General features: G+C 54.4%; 15 protein-coding genes. 9 read left to right on the forward strand and 6 right to left on the reverse strand.

Annotated elements, in window-relative coordinates; translation table 11 throughout:
* Nucleotides 1-74: 74 nt before the first annotated feature.
* The gene (locus BN3795_RS01650) at nt 75-3,203 is read right to left on the reverse strand and encodes a copper amine oxidase N-terminal domain-containing protein (RefSeq protein ID WP_232729825.1); all 3,129 of its coding nucleotides are present in this window, start codon (nt 3,201-3,203) and stop codon (nt 75-77) included.
* A 229-nt stretch (nt 3,204-3,432) separates the two neighbouring features.
* Complete coding sequence (locus BN3795_RS01655) at nt 3,433-4,092, reverse strand: MOSC domain-containing protein (protein ID WP_110944944.1); 660 nt, start codon at nt 4,090-4,092, stop codon at nt 3,433-3,435.
* A gap of 195 nt (nt 4,093-4,287) precedes the next feature.
* Between BN3795_RS01655 and BN3795_RS01660 the strand changes: the two genes are divergently transcribed.
* Nucleotides 4,288-4,707: a hypothetical protein gene (locus BN3795_RS01660; RefSeq protein ID WP_068783019.1), complete on the forward strand. Its 420-nt coding sequence runs from the start codon at nt 4,288-4,290 to the stop codon at nt 4,705-4,707.
* 74 nt (nt 4,708-4,781) lie between these two features.
* Here the strand turns inward: BN3795_RS01660 and BN3795_RS01665 are convergent, their stop codons facing one another.
* Nucleotides 4,782-6,707, reverse strand: a complete 1,926-nt coding sequence (locus BN3795_RS01665) for an LTA synthase family protein (RefSeq protein ID WP_068783020.1) — start codon at nt 6,705-6,707, stop codon at nt 4,782-4,784.
* A 279-nt stretch (nt 6,708-6,986) separates the two neighbouring features.
* Between BN3795_RS01665 and BN3795_RS01670 the strand changes: the two genes are divergently transcribed.
* The 6 genes from BN3795_RS01670 to mmsB all read left to right on the forward strand — a co-directional run bounded on the left by BN3795_RS01670 (nt 6,987) and on the right by mmsB (nt 15,388).
* A complete protein-coding gene (locus BN3795_RS01670; RefSeq protein WP_068783021.1) occupies nt 6,987-7,985 on the forward strand; it encodes a substrate-binding domain-containing protein in 999 nt (332 codons plus the stop codon).
* Nucleotides 7,966-9,963 carry a cache domain-containing sensor histidine kinase gene (locus tag BN3795_RS01675; protein ID WP_408634993.1) on the forward strand — a complete coding sequence of 666 codons (1,998 nt, stop codon included), beginning with the start codon at nt 7,966-7,968 and terminating at the stop codon, nt 9,961-9,963. The genes BN3795_RS01670 and BN3795_RS01675 overlap by 20 nt, the downstream gene beginning before the upstream one ends.
* On the forward strand, nt 9,960-11,201 hold the full coding sequence (locus BN3795_RS01680; protein WP_068783023.1) for a response regulator: 1,242 nt from the start codon (nt 9,960-9,962) through the stop codon (nt 11,199-11,201). Before BN3795_RS01675 ends, BN3795_RS01680 begins: the two co-directional genes overlap by 4 nt.
* A gap of 302 nt (nt 11,202-11,503) precedes the next feature.
* Nucleotides 11,504-12,598: a multiple monosaccharide ABC transporter substrate-binding protein gene (chvE, locus tag BN3795_RS01685; protein ID WP_068783024.1), complete on the forward strand. Its 1,095-nt coding sequence runs from the start codon at nt 11,504-11,506 to the stop codon at nt 12,596-12,598.
* Between the two features lie 91 nt (nt 12,599-12,689).
* Nucleotides 12,690-14,219 (forward strand): multiple monosaccharide ABC transporter ATP-binding protein, encoded by a 1,530-nt coding sequence (gene mmsA, locus BN3795_RS01690; RefSeq protein ID WP_198524618.1) that lies wholly within the window; start codon nt 12,690-12,692, stop codon nt 14,217-14,219.
* A 5-nt stretch (nt 14,220-14,224) separates the two neighbouring features.
* Nucleotides 14,225-15,388, forward strand: coding sequence for a multiple monosaccharide ABC transporter permease (gene mmsB / locus BN3795_RS01695; protein WP_068783026.1), 1,164 nt, complete (start codon nt 14,225-14,227; stop codon nt 15,386-15,388).
* A gap of 162 nt (nt 15,389-15,550) precedes the next feature.
* On the opposite strand, the gene BN3795_RS01700 is transcribed toward mmsB, so the two are convergent.
* The 3 genes from BN3795_RS01700 to BN3795_RS01710 are packed head-to-tail and all read right to left on the reverse strand — an operon-like array spanning nt 15,551 to nt 21,025.
* Nucleotides 15,551-16,456 carry a TetR/AcrR family transcriptional regulator gene (locus tag BN3795_RS01700; protein ID WP_068783027.1) on the reverse strand — a complete coding sequence of 302 codons (906 nt, stop codon included), beginning with the start codon at nt 16,454-16,456 and terminating at the stop codon, nt 15,551-15,553.
* 56 nt (nt 16,457-16,512) lie between these two features.
* Entirely contained in the window at nt 16,513-19,662 is a 3,150-nt protein-coding gene (locus BN3795_RS01705; protein ID WP_110944945.1) for an efflux RND transporter permease subunit, read from the reverse strand.
* A complete protein-coding gene (locus tag BN3795_RS01710; RefSeq protein ID WP_068783028.1) occupies nt 19,655-21,025 on the reverse strand; it encodes an efflux RND transporter periplasmic adaptor subunit in 1,371 nt (456 codons plus the stop codon). Before BN3795_RS01710 ends, BN3795_RS01705 begins: the two co-directional genes overlap by 8 nt.
* 160 nt (nt 21,026-21,185) lie before the next feature.
* On the opposite strand from BN3795_RS01710, the gene BN3795_RS01715 reads away from it, so the two are divergent.
* Nucleotides 21,186-22,517 (forward strand): TolC family protein, encoded by a 1,332-nt coding sequence (locus BN3795_RS01715; RefSeq protein ID WP_068783029.1) that lies wholly within the window; start codon nt 21,186-21,188, stop codon nt 22,515-22,517.
* Between the two features lie 157 nt (nt 22,518-22,674).
* The gene (locus tag BN3795_RS01720) at nt 22,675-23,292 is read left to right on the forward strand and encodes a TetR-like C-terminal domain-containing protein (RefSeq protein ID WP_232729826.1); all 618 of its coding nucleotides are present in this window, start codon (nt 22,675-22,677) and stop codon (nt 23,290-23,292) included.
* The last annotated feature ends 140 nt before the right edge of the window (nt 23,293-23,432 follow it).

Consider the following 23,432-nt stretch of genomic DNA (forward strand, 5'->3'; position numbering starts at 1 on the left):
CAACGGGCGAAAAAAAGAGCGGCGCCATAAGGCGCACCGCTCTTTGGGACAGTATTGGGTTGATGAAATCCGGGTTACGGCGTAGGTACTGTGGCTGGAGGTGCGTCCGTACCCGTTGGCGCTGCAGGTGGAACTACAGTGACCAGAACGGGGTTGGAAAGCGCATATCCCTTGGCATTCACCATATCCGGTTCCGACAGAATATAAACTCTGTAGCCCTGAGAAGTAATCGGAGAATCATAAATATCTGTGTTAACCGTACCCGTAAGCGGACCATTAGCACCTACTTGTATGCCTTTATCCTTGAGACCGATCGCCGCATCTACGTTAAGGGTCTGGCCTTCGGTAACGACAAGAATCCGATACGAGCTAATCCGACTGTCACTAGGCGAATCAAATTCTACCGTTATGGAGGCAGCATTAGCTACCGCGCTCACTCGAGTTACCGGTGCAACAGCAATATTATCCGCCTTGAGAATAGGCTGAACGGCATTGGAAGCCGCAGACAAATTATTGGCACCGCTGCGTGCAACCGTCAAGACAAAGAATTGATAGGAGGTATCTTTGTTGATCGGGTTACCGTAAACATCATTGGGTTTATCCAATGTTTTCGTAATGTTGCCCGCATTCGGAACTCCTACCGAGGTGTAGCGGTCGGGCTGGGTTACCGCGTTGGCATCGGAAAGCTTAAAGCTCCCGGCGTTCGCTGCCGGCACTGCCAGAATCCGATACTCTACCACGTTACTTTCGTTGGCCAACTTATTAAAGCCAACCACGATATTGCTAAATGTACCATTGAAATTCGAGTTCAACTGAGCATACAAACCGGAAACAGCCCCGGCGGAACTGTTGTCACTCAACGTCACTTCATTCGAAACCCCTGACAATGTATTCGATCCGCCGCCGTTTGCGGCAACCGACAAGACATAAACCCGGTAAGCCACGCCGTTGCGGATAAGCTCTCCATCGGTATCTCGCGCCCCTGCCCCGAGGTCAACGGTCAAGGTGAACCCATTTCTATTGACAGGCGTGAAGAAACCAGACGAGTTGGCTGCATTCAAATTAAAGCTTCCGTATTTCGACGCCTTCACCACGAATACCCGGTATTGGCTGACATAGGTTTCATTCGAAGCTCGATTGAAGGTCACTCGCAGATCGCGGCCGTCCCCTTGATCATTTACATCGTTGGCAGTTACATTTGAAGCTGCCCCCACTGCGTTCCCCGACAGCGTAATCGGCGAGGAGTAATAGGACAACGCGTTGCTCAGATTATAACCGTTGCTGGCTACCGAGAGGACAAATACCCGGTAACTTACTCCATTCCGGATGGTCGCTCCGTCAACGTCCCTTGCCCCCGCGTTCAGAACCGTGGAGAGGGTGTAGCCATTTTTGCTTACATAGGTGTAGTTCGAGCTGCCGACATTGTTGGCTTTGGCTAACGTAAAGTTCCCCGCATCCGAGGTTTTGACCACCATGATCCGATAATGGCTGATATACGTTTCGTTCGAAGCCCGGGTGAAGGTCACCCGCAGGTCCCGGCCATCATTATAATCGCTCACATCTTCAACGGTCACGTTCGATACCGTATCCACCGTGTTGCCGTTTGTCAGCGTAATGGCGCTCGAAGCGGAGGATAACGTATTCGTCCCTGCATAAAATCCGGTGCCCACGGCCATAACGAATACCCGGTAGCTGACGCCGTTGCGAATCGTTGCTCCGTCCACATCCCGCGCACTGGAGGACAAGGCATACGACGTGATATTCGAGCCGGTCTTGTTGACCTGTGTATAATTCGCACTGGATACCCCATTCGCTTTAGACAGGCTGAAGTTGGCATAATCGCTGGCCTTGACTACGAAAATGCGGTAAGAGCTGATCCGCGATTCGTCCGAGATCCGATTGAAGCTGACTCGCAGGTCCCGGCCGTCGCCGTAGTCGTTCCAGTCTTCGACCTTCGTAATGACCGGTGAAATTACCGAACCGGTTGCGAGCGTGATGGCGGAGGAAGCCGACGATAATTTGTTGGCATATCCCGAGTGATTGCTGACCGATTGCACAAAAACCGTGTAGGATACGCCGTTCTTGATCAAATCGCCGGACGTATCCCGGGCGGAAGAAGTCAGTTGACCGCTTAAGGTCGAACCGCTGCCCGATTTGGACACGACCGTAGAATACGAGCTCGGCACATTGTTCGCCGTATTCAGCGTAAAGCTGCCCGCGTCCTTCGTTTTGACGACGAACACACGGTAGTTGGCGATGTTGCTTTCGTTTTGAGCTCTTGTAAAGGTGACATGCAAATCGCGGCCGTCGCTGTAATCGCTCACGTCGCTGACTTTCACATTCGTCGGAGCGGCTACTGCTGCCCCGTTGGACAACGTAACAGCCGGAGACGGATTCGACAAAGAATTGGCGCTGTTGCCTTTGCCGATCACCAACACATAAGCGACGTAGGATTGATTCTCGCGAATGGCGGATCCATCCACATCCCGCGCACTTGCCGACAAGGTCACGACCGGGTCGCTTCCCGACGGCGACAACGACGTGTAGTTCGATGACGAGACCCTTTGCGCTGCCGTCAGATTAAAGACGGAAGCATTCGAAGCTTTCACGATCATCACACGGTACTGCTCAACGCGCGATTCGTTCGAGGATTTCGAGAAGCTGACCTCCAAATCGCGGCCGTCCCCGTTATTCCCCACATCGCGGGCGAATACGTAGGCTACCGGGCTAGGATCCAAGCTCCCGCCACCCGGACTGCCCGAACCCGAGCCGGAGTTAATCGTGACGATCTTGGTGGAGTTGTTCCACCCGACTTGCTGGCCTAACGCCTCGCTGACGAAGCGGACGGGGACCATCGTTCTGCCCTTGATGCTTTGCGCCGGCACATCAAGCAGCACCGCCTCATTGTTGATGGTTGCCGAACGCGACTTCAGCTTCAGCACGATGGTCGTGCCGTCTTTGTGGGCCGTGACGGTTTGCAGCGTCTGGTTATAGTTGACCGTAGCATCGAGCGCTTCAAAGATCGCCCGAAGCGGCAGCATCACCCGCCCGCTGATGACTACCGGCGCCTGATCGGTCGCCAGCCGGCTGCCGTCAACGTAGATACTGATCGGCGTAGCCGCTTGCGCCGTCGTTTGTAGAAACATTGGTATGATTAGTAATGCGGCTAAGAGCGAAGCCCATAATTTTTTCAAATATCTCATCCTCCCCATACTCATAAACAGAGCTAGAAAAATTACTCTTCCCTTTTGACGTATGATCTCAGGTAAAAGTTTCTATGTTTTCCGGCTGTAAAAAAATTTTAACCCTGAATGCCTACCTTGAACCGGAAACCCCCGGGAGTCTGGGTGCCGCCGCCTCTCTGTCTGGGCCGAAAGACGCAAAAAAGCCGCCTCCCACCTAAGGAAGCGGCTGATCCCGGAGCAGGGCGGCCTATTCGCCCATTATTCGATTTAATCGGGCCGTTAATGTCTCGCGCCAGCTGGCTGACAATTCCTCCACGGCCAACACGCGCCGGATCCCCTCGGCATCCTCCTTGTCTCCGTGCATGACGCGGTTGGCGAATGCCAACGTAACCCCTGCGGGGTGCTTGTCGATCCGCTCCAGCTGATCGCTAGGTTGAACTGCCCCCTCCTGGAGAACTCGGAAATAATAGCCCGTATACCCTGTTCGCTGGATCTCCAGCGGCAGTTCCGGCAGACCGTGCTTGACGCCCAGCTTGAAGCAGGGCTGCCGGGGCTGGCTGACCTGAACAACGGCTTCGCCCAAGCGAAACCGGTCGCCGATGCAGATCTCCTCCTCAAGCATGCCTTCGGTCGTGAGATTCTCGCCGAAAGCCCCAAGATCCAAGGTGATCCCGAGCTTCTTCTCCCAATAGGCATAGCGCTCAAACGGATACACGCAAACCGCCTTGTCCGGCCCTCCGTGAAATCTGAGATCCGCTTGCTCATCCCCGGCAAAATTTACCGTCGATAGATACCGCGCATCCGCCACCGGCTTCTTGAATATCCCGGTACGTACTGTTTTGCCTTGATGCTCAACCTCGACCGGTTTGCTTACATTAAGCGACCGGATCGCCATTTGTTCCGCCATCTCGTCTTGCACGCTCCTCCGTCCCGAATCCAGCATAAGATAAATTTCATTATACGAGAGGACCTCGCCCGACACCACCCTGAATTCGTAAAGGTGCCGGCGCACTTGAAACTTCCTGGGCGCCTGATCCGTATTACTACTAGAAGTCATTCCTTCTTGCTGCACCTACCCATGATCAGAGAGGAACCTAAATTTATGAAATTTAAACTTAAGAAAGTGGTCATCCTCGGTACGATGGCCCTCGTTATTACGATAAACCCCAGCTTCTCCAGTTACTTGACCAGCTTGGCCTATGCCTCTTACCCGTCCAGGCAATCGAGCCTCAGCAATGACGCGCAGCGTCCGGAGGACGAGCTGAACCGCTTGCTCGGCGCTTCCTCCGACCAGGAGGTCTACGACGCCTTGCTGGAAGGCCAATCCCTGGTGGACATCGCCGAGCGGAATGGCCAAGACCCGGATCGGGTAATCCAGTTGCAAATCGCCCAGTTGCAAGAGCAGTTGCAGAAACGCTTGAATGAAGGCAGCCTCACCCCTGAAGCCTATGAGCTTCAACTGCAAGAACTGCCGGATCTCATATCTGACAGCGCTCGAACCCCGTATACGATTCTCGGTTGACATGACCATGACCAGAAGATAAGAGAAGGCCCTGACAGATCCACGTTTGCGGGATCCGGCAGGGCCTTCTTGGTTTACCGCCCCCGCTTCGGGAGCAGCTTGACGTATTCATCAGAGAGCTTCATCAACTGTGTAATGTAGTCATAGTCGCTGCGATACGCCGCGATCTCGGCAACCGGCTGCAGCGTGTCCAGCGAGATAGCCGCGCCGTCGTCAAAGCCGGCGCCCGGCACGAACATGACCTCATCATTAAAGAAGGAGCCGGTCGGGAGATAATACCGCATTCCCACTACGTTGCGATCAAGGTTCAGGAGGTCTTGTCCAAACGCGGTATATCCCTCATCCTCGAGCGAAATGCCAAGGAGATTAGCAATGGTGGGCAGAATGTCGACTTGGCCGCCGGTGTGTTCCACCACTTGACCCTGCTGCCGGCCTGGAAGGTGAATGATCAGCGGAATGTTAAACCGACTGATTCGCTCGTCGTACGCAATCCCCAGCTTCTCGCTGATTTCCTTGGCAGGAACGTCCTTCTCCTGGAGGCCGAAGTGATCCCCGTATAACACCAGCATCGTGTTATCCCACATGCCTGCTTGCTTCAAGCGGTCGATCAGCTTGCCGATCGCATAATCGGTATAGTTGGCCGCCGCGATGTAATTCCCAAGCATCGTGCCTTCCAGATCCGCCGGCAGTTCGATATGTCGGCGGTCCTTCGGCACCACGAACGGATTATGGCTCGAGGTGGTGACGAACTGGGCGTAAAACGGCTTGCCTTGCGCCTTGAGCTCGGTCAGCTTTTCCACGCCAACCCGGTACATCTCCTCGTCGGACGCCCCGAAATCGTTAAAGTGATCGTTCGTATAATACGGCTTGTCGTAATATTTATCGAAGTTCAGCGCCGGATACATTTTGTGGCGATCCCAAAACGTCACTTTATTGATGTGAAACGTATTCGCCGTATATCCACGGCTTTGCAGCAAGCGCGGCAGGCTTGGGAGCTGCCGGTCGCCGTATCCGGTGGACATCGCCTCCGCAGCCGTCGGATAAATCGACGTATTCGACATAAACTCGGCGTCGGACGTATTGCCGGGTCCGATTTGCTGGAACACCTGCGGGAAGTAGTAGCCTTCCTTCGCTAAACCGTTCAAAACCGGCGTGATCTCTTGCCCGTTCAGTTTCAGGTGAATCGGGAAGTTTTGGAAAGACTCCATCTGTACAATAATCAGATTCATCCCTCGGGCGGCGCCGAAGGCTGCCGGATCGTCTGTTGACGCAGGCGCTTGGTAAGGGTAGCTGCTCTGGAGCTGCCGGACTTTGGCCGCCGTCTCCTGCAGATTCCCTTCCGCAATCGCCCGCTCTTCCTTCTGGTTGCGGATGGCCGCATCGACCTGGAAGTTAAAGAAACCTACGCTTTGGGCCCGCACCAGCTCGTTATCAATGCTCTTTCCCGAACGAATATAAAGGCCGGACAACATCAGACTGACGATCAGGACGAAAGCCACGCCCACTTTCCACGTCAATCCTGCGCGTGGCCGGTCCGAACGGAAGTTGAGGCTCCCCGCCAGGCGGTACCCTCGCGAAGCCCGGCGTCGACGCACGGCTCGGACCAGGCGCACCGTAATCCACACCGGCAGGTCGACGAAATACAGAAATTGCTCGGGCCGCAAGAGCGAAGCTACGCTTGCTTTGACTTCAGGAACCTGGTTAAGTCCGCTAAGCACCGCATAAGTCGGGACGGTCCCGAAATAGGCATTGTATACCGTTGCGGCAAACAGGATCAAGGAGATGACGGTGTTAACCCCCAGGTACACCCCCCATTTGCCTTTGGCCGGCGTCAGCAATTCAATCAAGCACAGCAGCGCCAGCACCGACAACCACTCGCCGGGCAACCCCTGTGCCGCAAGACTTCCATAGAAAAAATAACGCAGCAATAACAACTTCGCGCCCATCAGCACGAACGTTAGAACGAAATACATGCGGTTTGAGTTACGTATGATCCCCATCTCTTTTCTCCGGATTGTTCCGCGTCCATTTACATAACACGCGATTTTCTATCTGTTTATTATAGCACGGTAAAATCCAGAGTCGAACTCACACGAAATCCGCCATGGAGCGTACGGTCAGCTTGCCCGGGTCTCCTGCAGCGAACGGCTCTGCACCGCCCTGCGAATCAAAATCCAAGGGATCTTCTAAATCTGAGATTATCTTTTATGGCGAATCATAGTATGATGATTTCGAAGTTGATCTCTTTTTTGGGCACCGCCATATGAAAGGGGTTTCATATGAAAAAGATATGGATCGTTTATTTGTTGTTAGTGGCCTGCTTTGCGTTATACGTGCTGGATTATCGCTCCCAGAGCCGGCTGAACGACCAGTGGAATTCGGGAGGCCTGCAGGGGTCCATCGATGAGAAATACGTGATGGTGACGTTTCAATTGGGGATCGATTATTGGAAAAGCGGGCTGAAGGGGTTTGAGGACGCTGCCCAGGCGCTGAACGTCTCCGTGGAATACCGCGGCTCCACCCAACGCGACATTCATGAGCAAATCACCGTGCTGGAGCAAGCCATCGCCAAAAAACCGGCCGGGATCGCGATCTCCGCCATCCATCCCACCGAGCTTACCGCCACGATCAACAAGGCGGTTGACGCCGGTATCCCGGTCGTTTTGTTTGATTCCAACGCCCCGGGCAGCCGCGCCTTCTCCTTCCTCGGCACCGACAATTATTTAGCCGGGGTCGAGGCTGCGCGGAAAATGGCCGAACTCACCGGCAGACGCGGCGAGGTGGCGATCGTGACCGTGCCGGATCAGCAAAACCACCAAGAGCGTACGGAAGGATTTACGGATACCATCGCCAAAGAGTATCCCGATATGCGCGTTGCCGGTATCAAGAACGGAAGAGGCGATGAGCTCTTCTCCCGGCAATCGGCGGAAGAGATCCTGCGGGATTTCCCGGAGATCGCCGGCATCTTCACCACCGAAGCGAACGGCGGCATCGGCGTTGCGGAAGCCGTTCGTGAGTTTGGCTCGGCCTCCTCCAGCCCCAAGATTATCAGCTTCGATACCGATAAGGGCACCCTGGACCTAGTCAAAAGCGGGGATATCGCCGCCACGATGGCCCAGGGAACCTGGAACATGGGGTATTGGTCGCTGCAACTGCTCTTCTCATTGAAGCACGACTCGGACGGATCACTGCATCCCGGTCCCCGCGTTCCCCAGCGCCTGGATACGGGAATCACCGTCGTCACCCGGCAGAATGTGAATGATTACTATGCGAAATAGATACGGAAAACGATCCTGGGAAATCCGCGATTTCTCGCTCAACAACCTGCCGATCCGCTATAAACTTATCGTTCACTTTATGCTGATCAGCATCCTTCCTTCCATCGGTCTCGGCGTGCTGACGAACTGGACGGTTGATCGCATTATCGAGCGCCAGATCACGGACAATACGCTGCAACTCATCGGCAAGGTGAACCGGTCGCTGGAGACGTATGTGGAAAATTTGCAGAACATGACGTTCTTCATCTCCTTTAACCCGGAGGTGCTGGAATTTCTCGAGAGCGGCGCCAATCTGCAAACGGGCGGCTCACCTGAGGCATCAACTGAGGGTTCTACTCCTGCCGAAGGTGTGAATACCAGCCTGAAAGACGTAGCGGATGCCTCGGAATCCACCGCAATCTTGGCGGAAACCGATCCCGACCATTACGAAATCCGCAAGTTTCTGCAAGGGTTTACAACCTTGTATTCGGAGGTTGCGGGCATTCTGATCGTCAACAGCCAAGGCGAGTACATAAGCAATGAAATGTATGCCAGAACCTCAGACAACCTGACGCAGGAAAATTGGTACCAGGAGGCTGTTCGCAATAAAGGGATTTTCAAAATCATCGGCCATCCGCGGGCCCGCAACGTGACGACGCATGTCAATTACAAGGATAGCGAGGTCGTCTCGGCCGTGAGGGCGATTCTCGACCCCGAAACCCAGCAAGTCAAAGGTGTCGTGTTAATCGACCTCAAGCTGCGGGTGATCGCCGAAACCGCCCAGGACGTCCGCTTGGGGAAGACGGGGTATTTAACGGTGGTGGACGGTAACGGCGAACTGATCTACGCCCCGCCGGATCCCTATATCGACCGCGTTCCTCTGGAGCGGCTGGGCCAGGATGGTTCGGGGACGTACGCAGAACGGCTGGGCGGACGCGACTTGCAGTTCATTTACCGCCATTCGCCATTTACGAACTGGACGACCGTCGGCGTATTTTCCATGGCGGAGTCCGCTGCGGAGATGCGGGAAATTCGCTTCTACGTGGTCAGCTTTGTTTTTGTCGTCTGCCTGCTGGGGATGACGGCCTCCTTCTACTTGGCCCATACGATATCCAGGCCGATTGGACAATTGGCCTCTTTCATGCAGAAGGCGCAATCCGGCGATCTGACGATTCGCCACTGGGGCGACCGCACGGACGAAATCGGCTTGCTTGGCCGCCGCTTCAACGCCATGCTGCAGCAGATCCATCGATTGCTCACGCTGACTGAACTGCAAGAGCGGCAGAAACGCGAAGCGGAGCTGCGCAGCCTGCAGGCGCATATCAAGCCGCATTTTCTATACAACACGCTGGATACCATTCACTGGATGGCCCGCCGCAAAGGTGCGGAGGATATCGCGGAAATGGCAGAGTCCTTGTCGAAGCTGTTCCGGATCGGCCTCAGCAAGGGGAATGACATCATCCCTCTGAACGATGAAATCGAACATGTCCGCAGTTATTTGCAGATCCAACATGTCCGTTATCAGAATAAACTCGATTATTCGCTGCACATCGCCCCGGAGATTCGCGAGTTCTATGTGCTGAAGCTGATCTTGCAGCCGATCGTAGAGAATGCCATTTATCACGGGATCAAGGAACGCCGCGGTCCGGGCCGCGTTGTCATCGAAGCTGCCGAAGACGGCGGCCTGCTGGTGATCACCATCCGGGACGATGGGAAAGGCATCCCGCCGGATCAGCTGGTGCAATTACACAAGAAGCTGCAGGCTGCGGCTCCTGCAGATGGCCGGGAGCCGGGCCCGGAATCGGCGGGGGTGTCCTCCGGCACCGGTGAGGGAGGTCATGGTTACGGGATGCTGAACGTTCAGGCCCGGATCGCGTTGACCTTCGGGGCCCGGTACGGGCTGTCGATCCAAAGCGAAGAAGGCCGGGGAACGGTCGTTACCGTCACGCACCCGATCATCCGGGAAGAACCCATGCGAGGGGAGAGGATGGAATCATGAGCGAAACATTATCCAATTTCCGCTGGAAGGTATTGATTGCTGATGATGAGCGCATTATCCGCGAAGGGATCCGCGACAGTGTGGATTGGGAAGAATTACGCCTGACGGTGGCCGCCGAAGCAGAGGACGGCGAGGAAGCACTCGAGCTGGCCGTCCGGCACGGCGTCCATATTCTGCTCGTCGATCTCAACATGCCGATTATGGACGGTATCGAATTGATGAAGCGGGTCCGCGAGCAGTTGCCGGACTGCAAAATCGTCGTCATCACGGGCCACGATGAGTTTGCCTATGCGCAAAAGGCGATCCGGCTTCAGGCGAAAGACTACATCCTGAAGCCGGCCAATCCGGCGCAACTGGAGAAGGTTCTCCGTCAAGTGCGCGGGGAACTGGACGAGGAGATGGCCAAGCAGCAGCAGTGGCAAGCCGCCTCGCGCCAAATCACCCGCAGCTATCCGCTCCTGAGGGAACGATTTTGCCAGCAGTGGCTGGACGGGGGCATGACGGCTGCGGAAATCTCCGAGCAGCTGCAATTCCTCAGGCTGCCGGATGCTTGCCCCGATTGGCTGGGCGTTATCCGCTTGCCCGAGACCGCAGGTTCTGCCGCGGTTCTCAAGGAGGACGAGCGTCAGCTATACGGATATGCGGTCGAAAATATCGCCGCCGAGGTGCTTGCCCCTTACCCCAAGGCAATCTTCCGCGATCCCTTCGGCCTGATCGTCATCCTGCTCTGGAGCTTGGAAGCCGAGGCGGATTTCCACCGCATCGACACCTTGGTGCGCACTCACTTGAAAATTGCCGCCGAGGTCCACTTGACCGAAGGCACCGGCGACGTGCTGGGGCTTCCGGCTGTTTACCGGAAGGCCAAGTCGGCCGTGATGAAGGAAAACGCCGTTTCCCCGCTGGTGCGCCGGGCCAAGCAATACATGCTGGAGCATTTCGGCGACAGCGGACTAACGCTGGAAGCGATGGCCCAGGAATTGCAGTCCTCCCCCGCTTATTTAAGCCGCATGATCAAGCAGGAGCTGGGGACGACGTTCAACAGTTATTTGACCCAGCTCCGCATCCGCCGGGCGACCCGGCTGTTAAATGCAACGGAGCAGACCATCGCAGAGATCGCCGAGCAAGTCGGCTACGAAACACAGCACTATTTCAGTACGGCGTTTAAACGCGCGACGGGGCTTTCCCCGCTGCAATACCGCAAAGGCGCGTTTGTCGGCGAGGACGCCGATGCCGAGTGAATCTCCGGATTGGAGATGAGCCCATACGTATTGTCCACACGCTTTGCACGATTATCCCGTTTGATCAGACTACAGCGAACCGGCCCCTTCAAGAGAAGAACAAGTGGGGGCGGGAACAGGTATGCCCCCCTCTCCTCCTCCTTAACGAAAGGGATAATCGTGTAAAGCAACCCCGCAGAAACATCCGCACAAAGGTCCGATTTTTATAAAAAGAGTCAATTCACTGTAAATACGCCCTCCCTCCCCGCTTGCTATACTCCCTACTGTAAACGCATTCATTTCAAGTATAGGGGGAATTGGCTTTGAAGAAGGTCACCGCCATTTTATTGGCACTCACGATGGTCATCGTCCTCGCGGCTTGCAACAACGGAGAAAGCGGCAGTGGCAGCGATTCGGGCAACAGCGCAAAGGGAACGATCGGCATCGCCATGCCGACGAAATCGTCCGAACGCTGGGTGAACGACGGGAACAACATGGTCAAGGAATTCAAGGCACTCGGCTATGGTACCGACCTGCAATACGGGGAGGATGTCATTGAGAACCAGGTATCGCAAATTGAAAATATGATCACCAAAGGCGTGAAAGTCCTCGTGATCGCTGCCATTGACGGCGGCGCCCTGACCGATGTGCTGCAAAAGGCCCATGACCAGGGCATTCAGGTCGTCGCTTATGACCGGCTGATCATGAACAGCGAATACGTCGACTACTATGCCACCTTCGACAACTTCAAGGTCGGCGTGCAGCAAGCTTCGTACATTGAAGAGAAGCTGGGTCTGAAGGACGGCAAAGGCCCGTTCAACATCGAGCTGTTCGGTGGTTCGCCGGATGACAATAACGCCTACTTCTTCTATGACGGCGCGATGTCCGTACTACAGCCTTATATCGATTCCGGCAAGCTGGCGGTGCGCAGCGGACAAACGAAAATGGAGCAAATCGCTACGCTGCGCTGGGACGGCGCCACCGCTCAAGCCCGCATGGACAACTTGCTGAGCGCCCACTACAGTACAGAGAACATCGACGCAGTGCTCTCCCCTTATGACGGAATCAGCATCGGCATCCTTTCCTCGCTGAAAGGCGTCGGATACGGCTCCGGAAGCAAACCGATGCCGATCGTAACCGGCCAGGACGCCGAGCTGGCTTCGGTCAAGTCGATTCTGGCCGGCGAACAGACGCAAACCGTCTTCAAGGATACGCGCGAGCTGGCGAAAAAGGCGGTCTCCATGGTTCAGAGCATTTTGGAAGGCACAGAGGCGGAAGTCAACGACACGAAGACCTATGATAACGGCGTCAAGGTCGTTCCTTCTTATCTGCTCGAGCCGGTTTCGGTCGACAAGGACAATGTTCAACCGACGCTCGTCGACACCGGCTACTATTCCAAAGAGGAACTGGGACTCTAACAACCACTTACAGTGAGCGGCATAGCGGCGGACGCGGATTCGGGCGGTCGCCGCTATGCCATGACCACGAGGGAAAGGCCAGGTGGCGCAAGTGAGCAATACGATTTTGGAAATGAGGGGCATTACGAAGACTTTCCCGGGCGTCAAAGCGCTGAGCCATGTCAACTTCAAGGTCACGGCCGGGGAAATCCATGCCTTGTGCGGGGAGAACGGGGCGGGTAAATCGACATTGATGAAGGTGCTGAGCGGGGTATATCCGCACGGTTCGTATGAAGGCGAAATTCTGTTTGAAAGCAAAGTGTGCGAATTTAAAGATATTAAGGGAAGCGAACAGCTGGGCATCGTCATTATTCACCAGGAGCTCGCGCTGATTCCTTATCTCTCGATCGCGGAGAACCTATTTCTCGGCAACGAACAAAGCCGGCGCGGGCTGATCGATTGGAACGAAACGACGGTCAAAACGAAAACGCTGCTGAAGCGGGTAGGTTTAAACGAATCGCCGGCCACGCGCGTGTTGGAACTGGGCGTCGGCAAGCAGCAGCTGGTGGAAATCGCCAAAGCCTTGTCCAAGCAGGTTAAACTGCTGATTCTGGATGAACCGACAGCGGCCCTGAATGAGAACGACAGCGAAAATTTGCTGGAATTAATCCTGGAGCTGAAGAAGCAAGGCATCACCTCCATTATCATTTCGCACAAATTAAACGAAATCAGCAAAGTCGCCGATTCGATCACGATCCTGCGCGATGGTCGGACGATTCAAACTTTGGATATGAAAGCCGATCAGGTCACCGAGGATCTGATCATCAAGGGCATGGTTGGACGCGATCTCACCCACCGCTATCCGGAACGGGTTCCCCGGATCGGCGAGGTGATCTTCGAAGTGCGTAACTGGGAGGCGACCCACCCGCAGCAAGAGGATCGTAAAGTGCTGGACGGGATTAACCTGAACATCCGCCGCGGAGAGATCGTCGGGATCGCCGGCTTGATGGGCGCAGGCCGAACCGAGCTGGCGATGAGCCTGTTTGGGCGATCTTACGGCCGGCATATCAGGGGCCAAATGTTCCTGCACGGCCAAGAAGTGCGGTTCAACGATATCAGCCAAGCGATCCGGCATGGCGTCGCTTATGTTACCGAAGACCGCAAGCAGTACGGCTTGGTTCTGATCGACGATATCAAGCGCAACATTTCGCTGGCTTCGTTAAGGAAGTTGTCCCGCCGCGGCGTCATCAACGAACGGGAGGAAGTGCTGGTCGCCGAGGAATATCGAAGCAAGCTGAACATTAAAACGCCGAGCATTTTGCAGAAAACAGTCAACCTGAGCGGAGGCAATCAACAGAAGGTCGTCCTGAGCAAGTGGATCTACGCGCAGCCGGAGATTCTAATTCTGGATGAGCCAACGCGCGGCATCGATGTCGGAGCCAAATACGAAATTTATTCCATCGTCAACCAGCTGGCGGACGAAGGCAAAGGCATCTTGTTCATCTCTTCGGAGCTGCCGGAGATTCTCGGGATGTGCGACCGCATCTACGTCATGAGCGAAGGCCGGATCACCGGGGAGGTCCTGCGCGAGGACGCCACCCAGGAAGTGTTGATGAAATCCATGACTCGAGGCAGGGGGTAAAACCGATGCAAGCGGTTAGCGAACTTTTTAGAAAAAACATACGCCAGTACGGCATGATTATCGCCTTGATCTTCATCACGGTGTTGTTTCAAATTTTGACGGGCGGCATCTTGCTGAAGCCGCTGAATATTACGAATCTGATTCTGCAGAACAGTTATATTCTCGTCTTGGCGATCGGTATGGTTCTGGTCATTATCACCGGCCACATCGATCTCTCGGTCGGCTCCATCGCCGCCTTCATCGGGGCCTTGGCCGCCATCATGATGGTGGATCTCCAAATGCCAACGTTCCTTGCTATTATTATTTCTTTGGTGATCGGCGGATTGATTGGGGCTTGGCAGGGATTTTGGGTCGCTTATGTAAAAATACCGGCCTTCATCGTCACGTTAGCGGGGATGCTACTGTTCCGGGGCTTGACGATGATCGTGCTCGGCGGCCAGTCGATCGCACCGTTCCCGAAATCGTTCCAGCGGATCAGCTCCGGCTTCATTCCCGACTGGTTCGGCGGCGGCAGCCTCCATACCCTGACGGTTCTGCTGGGACTGCTCCTCTCCCTCCTCCTAATCTGGCAGGAATGGAAGGAGCGGCGGACCCAGCTCAAATACCAGTTTGAGGTGGCGCCATTCTGGATGTTCGTGACGAAGCTCGTCTTGCTTGTTGCCGTCATCAACGTGTTTACCTTTGTATTGGCAACCTACAACGGGCTGCCGAATATCCTGATCATTTTGTTCTTCCTGATCGTCCTCTACTCGTTCGTCATGAACCGCATGGTGGCCGGACGCCATATTTACGCGCTGGGAGGCAACGAGAAAGCCGCCAAACTCTCCGGCGTCAAAACGAAAAAGGTGACGTTCTGGGTGTTCGTCAACATGGGCGCTTTGGCCGCGTTGTCCGGCCTGATCTTCGCCGCCCGCCTCAACTCCGCAACGCCAAAAGCCGGGACGAACTTCGAGCTCGACGCGATCGCGGCCTGCTTCATCGGCGGCGCCTCCGCTTCCGGCGGCATCGGCACCGTGATCGGCGCGATCATCGGCGGCCTTGTCATGGGCGTGATGAACAACGGCATGTCGCTGATCGGGCTTGGCGTCGATTGGCAGCAGGGGATCAAAGGCCTTGTCCTGCTGCTCGCCGTCGCCTTCGATATTTACAATAAGTCGAAGACGAATTGATAAGCGCACCTACACGAAGGGACGGGGCATGATAGCCCCGTCCCTTTTTTTTGCGATGCCGGACTTTCGAAGATCAACCCATGCTGCCCGTTTGCGCGATTATCCCCTTGGATCAGATCGCGGAAAGACAGCAGGAGGAACCTCAAAAGTACGTACTCAAGGTTACACCGAGTTTCCCTCCGGCTCCAAAATCAGCCTTAGCTGAGCGCATTCGTCACGAAGTGCATCCACCCGCTCCAGGTAGTACATCAGCGATTTGGTGATCACGTTTTGCAGCAAGGAATCCTTGGTTTCTTTCCTGATCTCGCCGATGGCCTGAAGATAATCCTTTCGCTCGGCCTCGGACAAAGACGCTTGCTTCTTCACAATCGATTCCATCCGGCGAAACAACTGCTGCAACTGACGCGATCTTAGAATCGGAGTAATTTCCTCCGGCCAATAATTCAAGATCCAGGAAGGCGTCTCAAACAATAACGGCATGTTCGGCCTATTGGTCTTCAACCCTTCCACGAGCACACCGATCAAATATTCGATGTAAACGGCGATTCTTCGGCAATGATCGTGAGACAGGCTTGGTCCGGCCACCCGAGTATAGTCCATCAGGACGCTTGTGGCGATAAAGGTCACGTCCACGGAGAAGCCTTCCATTTTCTCCCCATACAAGTCGACGATGCTCTCCTGAAGCCATGTAAATATTTTACGTTCGATCGTCATTGCGGCATTTTGAATTTGTTCATTCTCATAAAAAGGCTGCGAGAGCTCCGTAAAGAAGTTCATATAGGCGCGGTGCTTAAAAATATCTTCCAGATAAATCATGACCAGCTCGATAATGCGATCGTTTTTGGATATTTCCGCGGTCCGGTAAAGCCGGTAAACCTTACCCTCCAAATCTTCGCTAAACTGCTTCAACACTTCAAGCAGCAGATCCTCTTTCCCGGGAAAATATTTATAAAACGACGGCTTGGTCATTCCGCTTGCCTTGGCGATTTCATCGATCGTCGTTAGGGCATAGCCCTTCTGTTCAAAGAGACAAAGCGCTGCCTCCATAATCGCATTCTTTTTGCTCACACCCCATGATCCTTTCTACAAAAATTCATCCGCAAACGACCGGGCATTTCAAAATCCTACATGGAGAGCGGAGGGTTCGGACCTTCCGGCAAACGGGGCGTAGGTCCCTTCGATCCGGCATCCCGGTCCGCTTTACGCTCTTTGCGTCTTTCTTTATACAAAGCCATGACCATATATAAAGACGGAACCACGATCAAAGTTAACAACGTGGAGAACATCAACCCGAAAATGATCGTATACGCCATCGGCCGGAACAAAATGCTCCCCGAAATGGCCAGCGGCAGCAAGCCGATGATCGCGGTCAGCGAGGTCAATATAATCGGCCGGAAACGGGCCGAAGTTGCACCGATAATCGCTTCCTTGAGTTCGACTCCCTCGCGCCGCGCGTCCTCGATAAATTCGATCAGCACGATGCCGTTCCGCACGACGATCCCCGCCAGAGAGATAATCCCCATGATGCTCATGAAGCCGATCGACGAGCCGGAGATAAAGATGCCGATGACGCCTCCCGCCGCAGCCAGGTATACCGTCGTCATAATGATGACCGGCGTCGACAGCGAGTAGAACTGTACCGTAATCAACAGCAGAATCAAGAATATGACGATGACGAACAAGCTGCCCAAATCCGAAAAGATCTCCGCCTGGTCCGACGTTTCGCCGCCTAGCGTCCAAGTGTATCCTTCCGGAAAATGGATGTCGTTCAGCAATGCCTTGACTTGCGCATTAAGCTCGGTCGCGGTTTTGCCGCCTGCTGCGTCGGCCTCTACCGTAACGGTTCGCACCAGGTTGTAGTGCTGAATCTTCTGGATGGAGAACGACGGCTTCAGCTCCGCTAATTGCGATAACGGCACCAGCACCCCTTGGTCATTGGTCACGTTAATTTGCTGGAACAGTTCGCTTGGGTTCCCGTTCTTGTTGTTCATGTATAAATTGATATCAATGATTTGCTTGCCCGTATCAAAATCGCCGATATCCAGACCATCGCCCATCAAGCGGAGCGTTTGAGTCAATGTCTGGTAACTCACCTGATGCTGCTTCATGGCCTCTTCGTTAACGGCAAACTCTAGCGTATAGCTTTGGTTGCCGAAATCATCTTTGATTCCCGAGGTGCCGTCCACCTGGGCGATTTTCTCCTTCACTTGCTGGGACAAGGTTTGGAGTTCATCCAAATCCTCGCCGGAAATCCGCACGGACACGGCCGCTCCGACCGGAATCCCCAGCCGCGGAATATTCGTTGTAATGGTGGCCCCGGGATATTGTTTCTTCAATTTCTCCCGCCAGGTGTCCACCGTTTTCTCCCAATTGTATTTGCCTTCTTTGCCAACAACCGCGATTTGACCGATGGTAGGCGAAGAGCTTACGACATTGGTGAAGTCGGAATAGATCGCCGGCGCTTTCCCCCCCGACCCATAGCTGACGAGCTCGGCTTCCGGCTGCTTCTTCACCCAATCGGCGATGCTCGACACCATGCGATCGGTTTCCTTAAACGACGTTCCGATGGGCATCTCCACATTGATGTTGACATGCGGATCTTCCGCCTGCGGAAACAGATCGATCGGTGTCAGCAGCGCAAAGCCGAACGAGGCCGTACCGATCAATAGCCCGGTCAATGCGGTAAGCAGCGGCCGCTTCAGCACCTTCGGAATGATCGTCCCGGAATACCACCGCGTAGCGGTTTGGATTTGCTTGCCCAGCAAGCCGGGCGGCTTCATCCCGTCTTTTTTCGAATGACGCCGGACTCTTCGTCTCTCATGCCATTCGCGGAAAATCGGAATGATCGTCAGCGACATCAGCATGGACGCCAACATGGAGGCGGAAATCACGATCGGAAGCGGCTTGATGAAAGAGCCGATGTCCCCGGTCAGAAACAGCAGCGGCATAAAAGCGAAGATCGTCGACAACGTCGCTGTCAGGATCGAAACGGAAACCTCATTCGCTCCTTTTACAGAAGCATCGGACGGGTCTTCCCCAAGGTCGCTGAGCCGTCGCTCGATGTTATCGTTGACGACCACGGCGTCATCCACCAGGATCCCCAGCACGATGATCAAACCTACGATCGTAATTTCATTCAAAGTGACTCCGGTCAACGGCAAGGCGATCAGCCCCAGCGCGATGGAGATCGGAATGGCCAAGGCGACGAAAGCGGCCGTCAGCATATTCAAGCCAAGCATACAAACGATGATGACGGCTACGATCGCAATCAGCATCTCCCGGGTTAACTCGTTAAACATTTTGTTCACGACTTCCAACTGGGCAAATGCGGTCTTGAACGTTACGTTATTGGGCAGACCTTCGGCCAAATCGCTAAGTTTCTCCGAAATGACCTTGTTCATGGAAGGCACGTCCGAACCCGTCTGCGCATTGACGTTGACCAGGATCGCGGGCTTCCCGTTATAATACGGCAAATATTCCGGATCGCTATACGTCAGCTTGGCTTCGCCGATGTCTTTTAAATAAACGGGGAACCCGTTTCGCGTCGTCATGATCTGAACCTCATTCAATTTCTTGATATCGTCCAGACTTTTGACCAACAGCTGATAATTGCGATGATCGTAACTCAGATCCCCCAGCGGAACCCGTTCGTTCATTTTTTGCACGGTCTGAACGACCATTTCCCACGGAATTCCGTATTGCTGCAATTTCTGCGTATCGATTTGCACGGAGACTTCCTGATCGGGAATCCCTTGGATTTCCACGCCGGCTACGCCTTTTACCGTCTGAAGCTGATCGCGCCAGCCGATCATCGTATCCTTCAACGCGTACAGTTCTTCCCGTGTTTCCGCATAAACCACATAGGAGCCGACAAAAGAGGCGGTCAGATTATCGTTGACGACGGGCTGTATCACGTCGGCCGGCAAATTGGTGGCGGCGTCCTGGACATTCTTGCGCAGTTCGTCCCAGGTCGCTTCGGCGTCTGCATTCGCATAAGCCTCTACCACGATGCTCGAATACCCGCTTCCCGATGTGGAGAGGATGTTTTCGACGCTGTCCACCTTCTTGATCGCCTGCTCCAGCACCTTGGTGACGGATTGCTCCACCTTCTCCGGCATTGCTCCCGGGTAAACCGTCGTTACCATTGCGGTCTTCACAACCGCATCCGGCATCTCCTGGCGGGCCAATCCGGTGAAGCTGTATACACCGATCATGATAAGCATGATGAAAAACAATAGGGTGATTTTTCGTTTCTTGACCAGGAAGTTAATCATCATGCGCGTCCTCCGCCGTCGCGATGGCGAAACCGTCAAACAGCCCGTCAGCCCCGGCGCTCACAATGACATCGCCGACCTGCAAACCGGACAGGATCCGGAAGCGGTTCTCAACAATTTCGTCCCCCAGTTTGACGGGAGTTTTCACCGCTTTACCGTTAACATTACGGAACACGTACGGCTCTTGGCCGTTGCTGATAACCGCTTCGGCCGGGATCAGGATTCCTTGTTCCCCGGAAACTTGAAGTCCCGCCTTCACGACTTGACCCGGGAACCAATCTTTATTCGGGTTAGGAACGCTCACCTCCACCGAAATCGTGCCCGTCCCGGCATTGGTTTGCGGGTACACCCGTTTGACGGTTCCGGTACGGGTTTCGCCCGCCAGCGCCAAATCGACCTTCTGCCCCGCCTTCCAAGCGGAAATTTCGCTGTCCGGAACCGGAAGCAGCACTTTCAATTGGGTGGTGGAACCGATGACAAAAGCCGGGTTTCCGGCGCCGGCGGCCTGGCCGGCGACAACCATCTTTTCCAGCACCGTGCCGGATACGGTGGCCGTCAGCTTCGCTTTGGACAAAGCCAACTCCGCTTGTTCCCGCGCGGCCTGCGCGTTCTTATATCCGGCCTCCGCCTGCGATTTGGCGGCCAGGGCCGATTGCTTGCCGGACCGCGCTTGTTCGAGTCCGGCTGCCGCGGCCTCGCGCTGCTCCTTCGTCGCACCTTTGGTCACTTCCGCAAGCTGCTGCTTGGCGCTGTCCAATGAATTCTCCGCATTTTTCAATTGAATTTGCGTTTTCTCATAATCATCGAGGGAGATTAAGCCCTCGGTATATAAATTCGAATACCGCTCGGCATCGGCCTTGACTTTGAAATAACCGTCCTCGGCTTGCTTCACCTGATTTTGCGCCATGGCTATCTGCTCCTCGGACGCTCCCTTCTCTACTGCGGCCAAATTGGCTTCGGCACTGCGGATTTGCGCTTCCGCCGTAGCGAGCCCCGCCTTGGCGGCACTCACCTGACCTTCGGCTTGAGCGACACCGCTTTGGGCTTGTTTCAATTGAAGCCGGGCGGGTTCATCGTCCAAAATCGCCAAGACGTCCCCTTCCTTGACCTGATCGCCTACTTCAACCAGCGTCTGTTTGACTTCACCGGATGCCTGGAACGAAACGGCCGTCGAATCGGCCGATTGGAGCGTACCCGACAGATTGTATTCCGTTTTCAAAGGCTCGCTTTTGACCTGCATGACCTCCACGGTTGTCGTATCGGTTTTCTCAGCGGCGGTCTCCCCATCATTTCCCGAAGAACATGCGGCTAAAGAGATCGTGAGCAATGCTGCCAATCCCAGCCCTAAGAAGCGTCCTTTCATCAGAATTATTCCCCTCCCAAAATACTCACCAGTATTTTTTTTAACTCCACAGTAACCCAGTCGTGATGCGGCTGTCAAGCGAGATAAAGATGTTTGATTTCGCCCCGGATGATGTGATAGCATGGGGACCAAAGGGAACATCAGGATGGGAGGAATAGCCATGGGGAAGCAAGCCGCTGGGCTCGTTTTGTCGCTTATACTGCTGATCGGCGCTCCGATTTCCGCATTTGCCGCAAGCGACGACAACACCACCGGATCGGGACAACACGCAAGAACGGGCGAGAACCTGAAGAGTTCATTTGTTGATTCAGGGAGCCTGTTGCCGTTAAAGCACTTAGACCTTGATACAGTATTAAAACGGGCGGTGGATAATTCCTATAATTTATCGCTATTGCAAATGAAGCTTACCGCGCTGAGCCAAAACAAGGACAACCTGAAAAAACAGCAAGAGGATCTGGGGGGCGCCACGATTGTAATCGGTTCAGGCTCGCTGCCCAGCACGCCGGAGGAAGTCTTGGAGACATACAACATTCCTGGTGGAGCCACTCAGCCTGAATTGTGGATGTATTCGGCCGCTGCGACCAACGAGGCTGTGAATCAAGTTTTGAATGGCGTAGGCGCTATCGCCGCTGCGCTGAACAAGCAAATCGCCAGCCAGCGCGAGCAATTGGAGCTGGCATTGGAACAGCTCAACACGGAGCAATCAAACACGCTGCTCGATCTGGAAAAGGCCAAAACCGGGGCGAAGCTGCAGATCACTTCGCAATACGTGCAACTGTTGTCTTTGAACAAACAAGTCGTATTGGCCGAAAAGTATTTGGATATCTTGAAAGCGGACCACAATCGGGCCGTGACCTTGAAGAAGCAGGCGATGGGAACTGCGGAAGCCGTCATTCTGGCCCAGCGACAGGTTCGCGAACAGGAAGAGCAATTGGACACGTTAAAAGACAACTACCAGCTCGCCTTGATTCAATTATGCTTTGATCTTGGGCTGGTGTACGATCCGGAAATCACCTTGGAGGATATCGCTTATACACCGGAGCCGATCACGCGCAAGGATACGGAAGGTCTGCTGCAAAATTCGTACGACATGAAACAGCAGTGGAACGCGGTCGTACAGGCCAACAAACAGGAAAGCCATACGACGCCCGCGAATGAACACGAGGAAGATTACCTGGACACGATGACCCGTATCGCCGACCAGCAGGCGGAGCAAACGCGTGTGGAATTAAGCAAAAAAATCAGCAAAACCTACAGCGGCGCCGATACGGCCTACAAAGCCTATCAAAGCGCTACCCAGGATTTGGCGGACGCGGAAGAGGATTACACCAACATGGAAGCCCGCTATAAGAACGGATTTGTATCGCGTTATGATTTTAACAAATACAGCTTTACTCTAACGCAGCAGCAGTTGGCACTCGATCTGACCCGCTTGCAGACTTTCATGGCCAACGAGGCCGTGAAGGCGATGGAGCAAGGATTGATCAATTAATACGCTCTGCACTTATAAAACAGTCCCTCTCCAAGTATGGAAAGGGACTGTTTTTTTGCACGTCCGAGCCGCAACTCCCGATGCGCCTCTTACACATTGAACTCATACCGCTTTTGTGAAGGCCTCGAAACCCGCGTATAATGGAGTTATCCATTCAATGCGGATCATGTTGAAGCAGGTGATTTCCTTGTCCAGCTCCCATCTTACCAAGAAGGCGCTCGCCGCCTCGTTGAAACAAAGGATGGCCTATGCCCCCTTGAATAAAATCACCGTCAAGCATCTCGTGGACGATTGCGGCTTAAACCGGCAAACGTTCTATTATCATTTCCAGGATATCTACGAGCTACTCGGCTGGATTTACCAGACCGAAGCGGTGGATGCCATCGCCGGAGAGCGCGGGTATCGCAACTGGACCAGCGGTTTTCTGAAAATATTCAAATATATTGAAGACAACCGAGCGTTTTGCCTGAACACGCTGAACTCTCTGGCACGCAGCCACCTGGATTCATATCTTTATACCGTCACGAACCAGCTGGTTATGGGGGTCGTAGAAGAGGTGTCCTCTGGAATGCAGGTAGACGAGGCGGATCAACGGTTTCTGGCGAACTTCTATACCCTGGCTTTCACCGGGCTGGTCGTCAGATGGATGCAAGACGGCATGAAGGAACGGCCGGAACAGATCATTGACCAGTTAAGCGAATTGGCTGACGGCCATTTCGAGCGAGCCCTGCAGCGGTACGAGCAAAAAGCCAGCAGGCCCCCTACCTCTCGTTGAGGATAAGCCGGCCCGCCACTCGAAACATCGCTATTTGCGTCGAAATCCTAGACACTCCTTGAGGAGTGTCGTTTTTTTATACAGCCGGGCTTGATTGTTGATTTTGTTTGCTCCAAAGAGGGAATACATTGGGATTGTTC

It is taken from the genome of Paenibacillus phocaeensis (genome assembly GCF_900021165.1).
In the GTDB taxonomy this organism is placed as follows: domain Bacteria; phylum Bacillota; class Bacilli; order Paenibacillales; family Paenibacillaceae; genus Fontibacillus; species Fontibacillus phocaensis.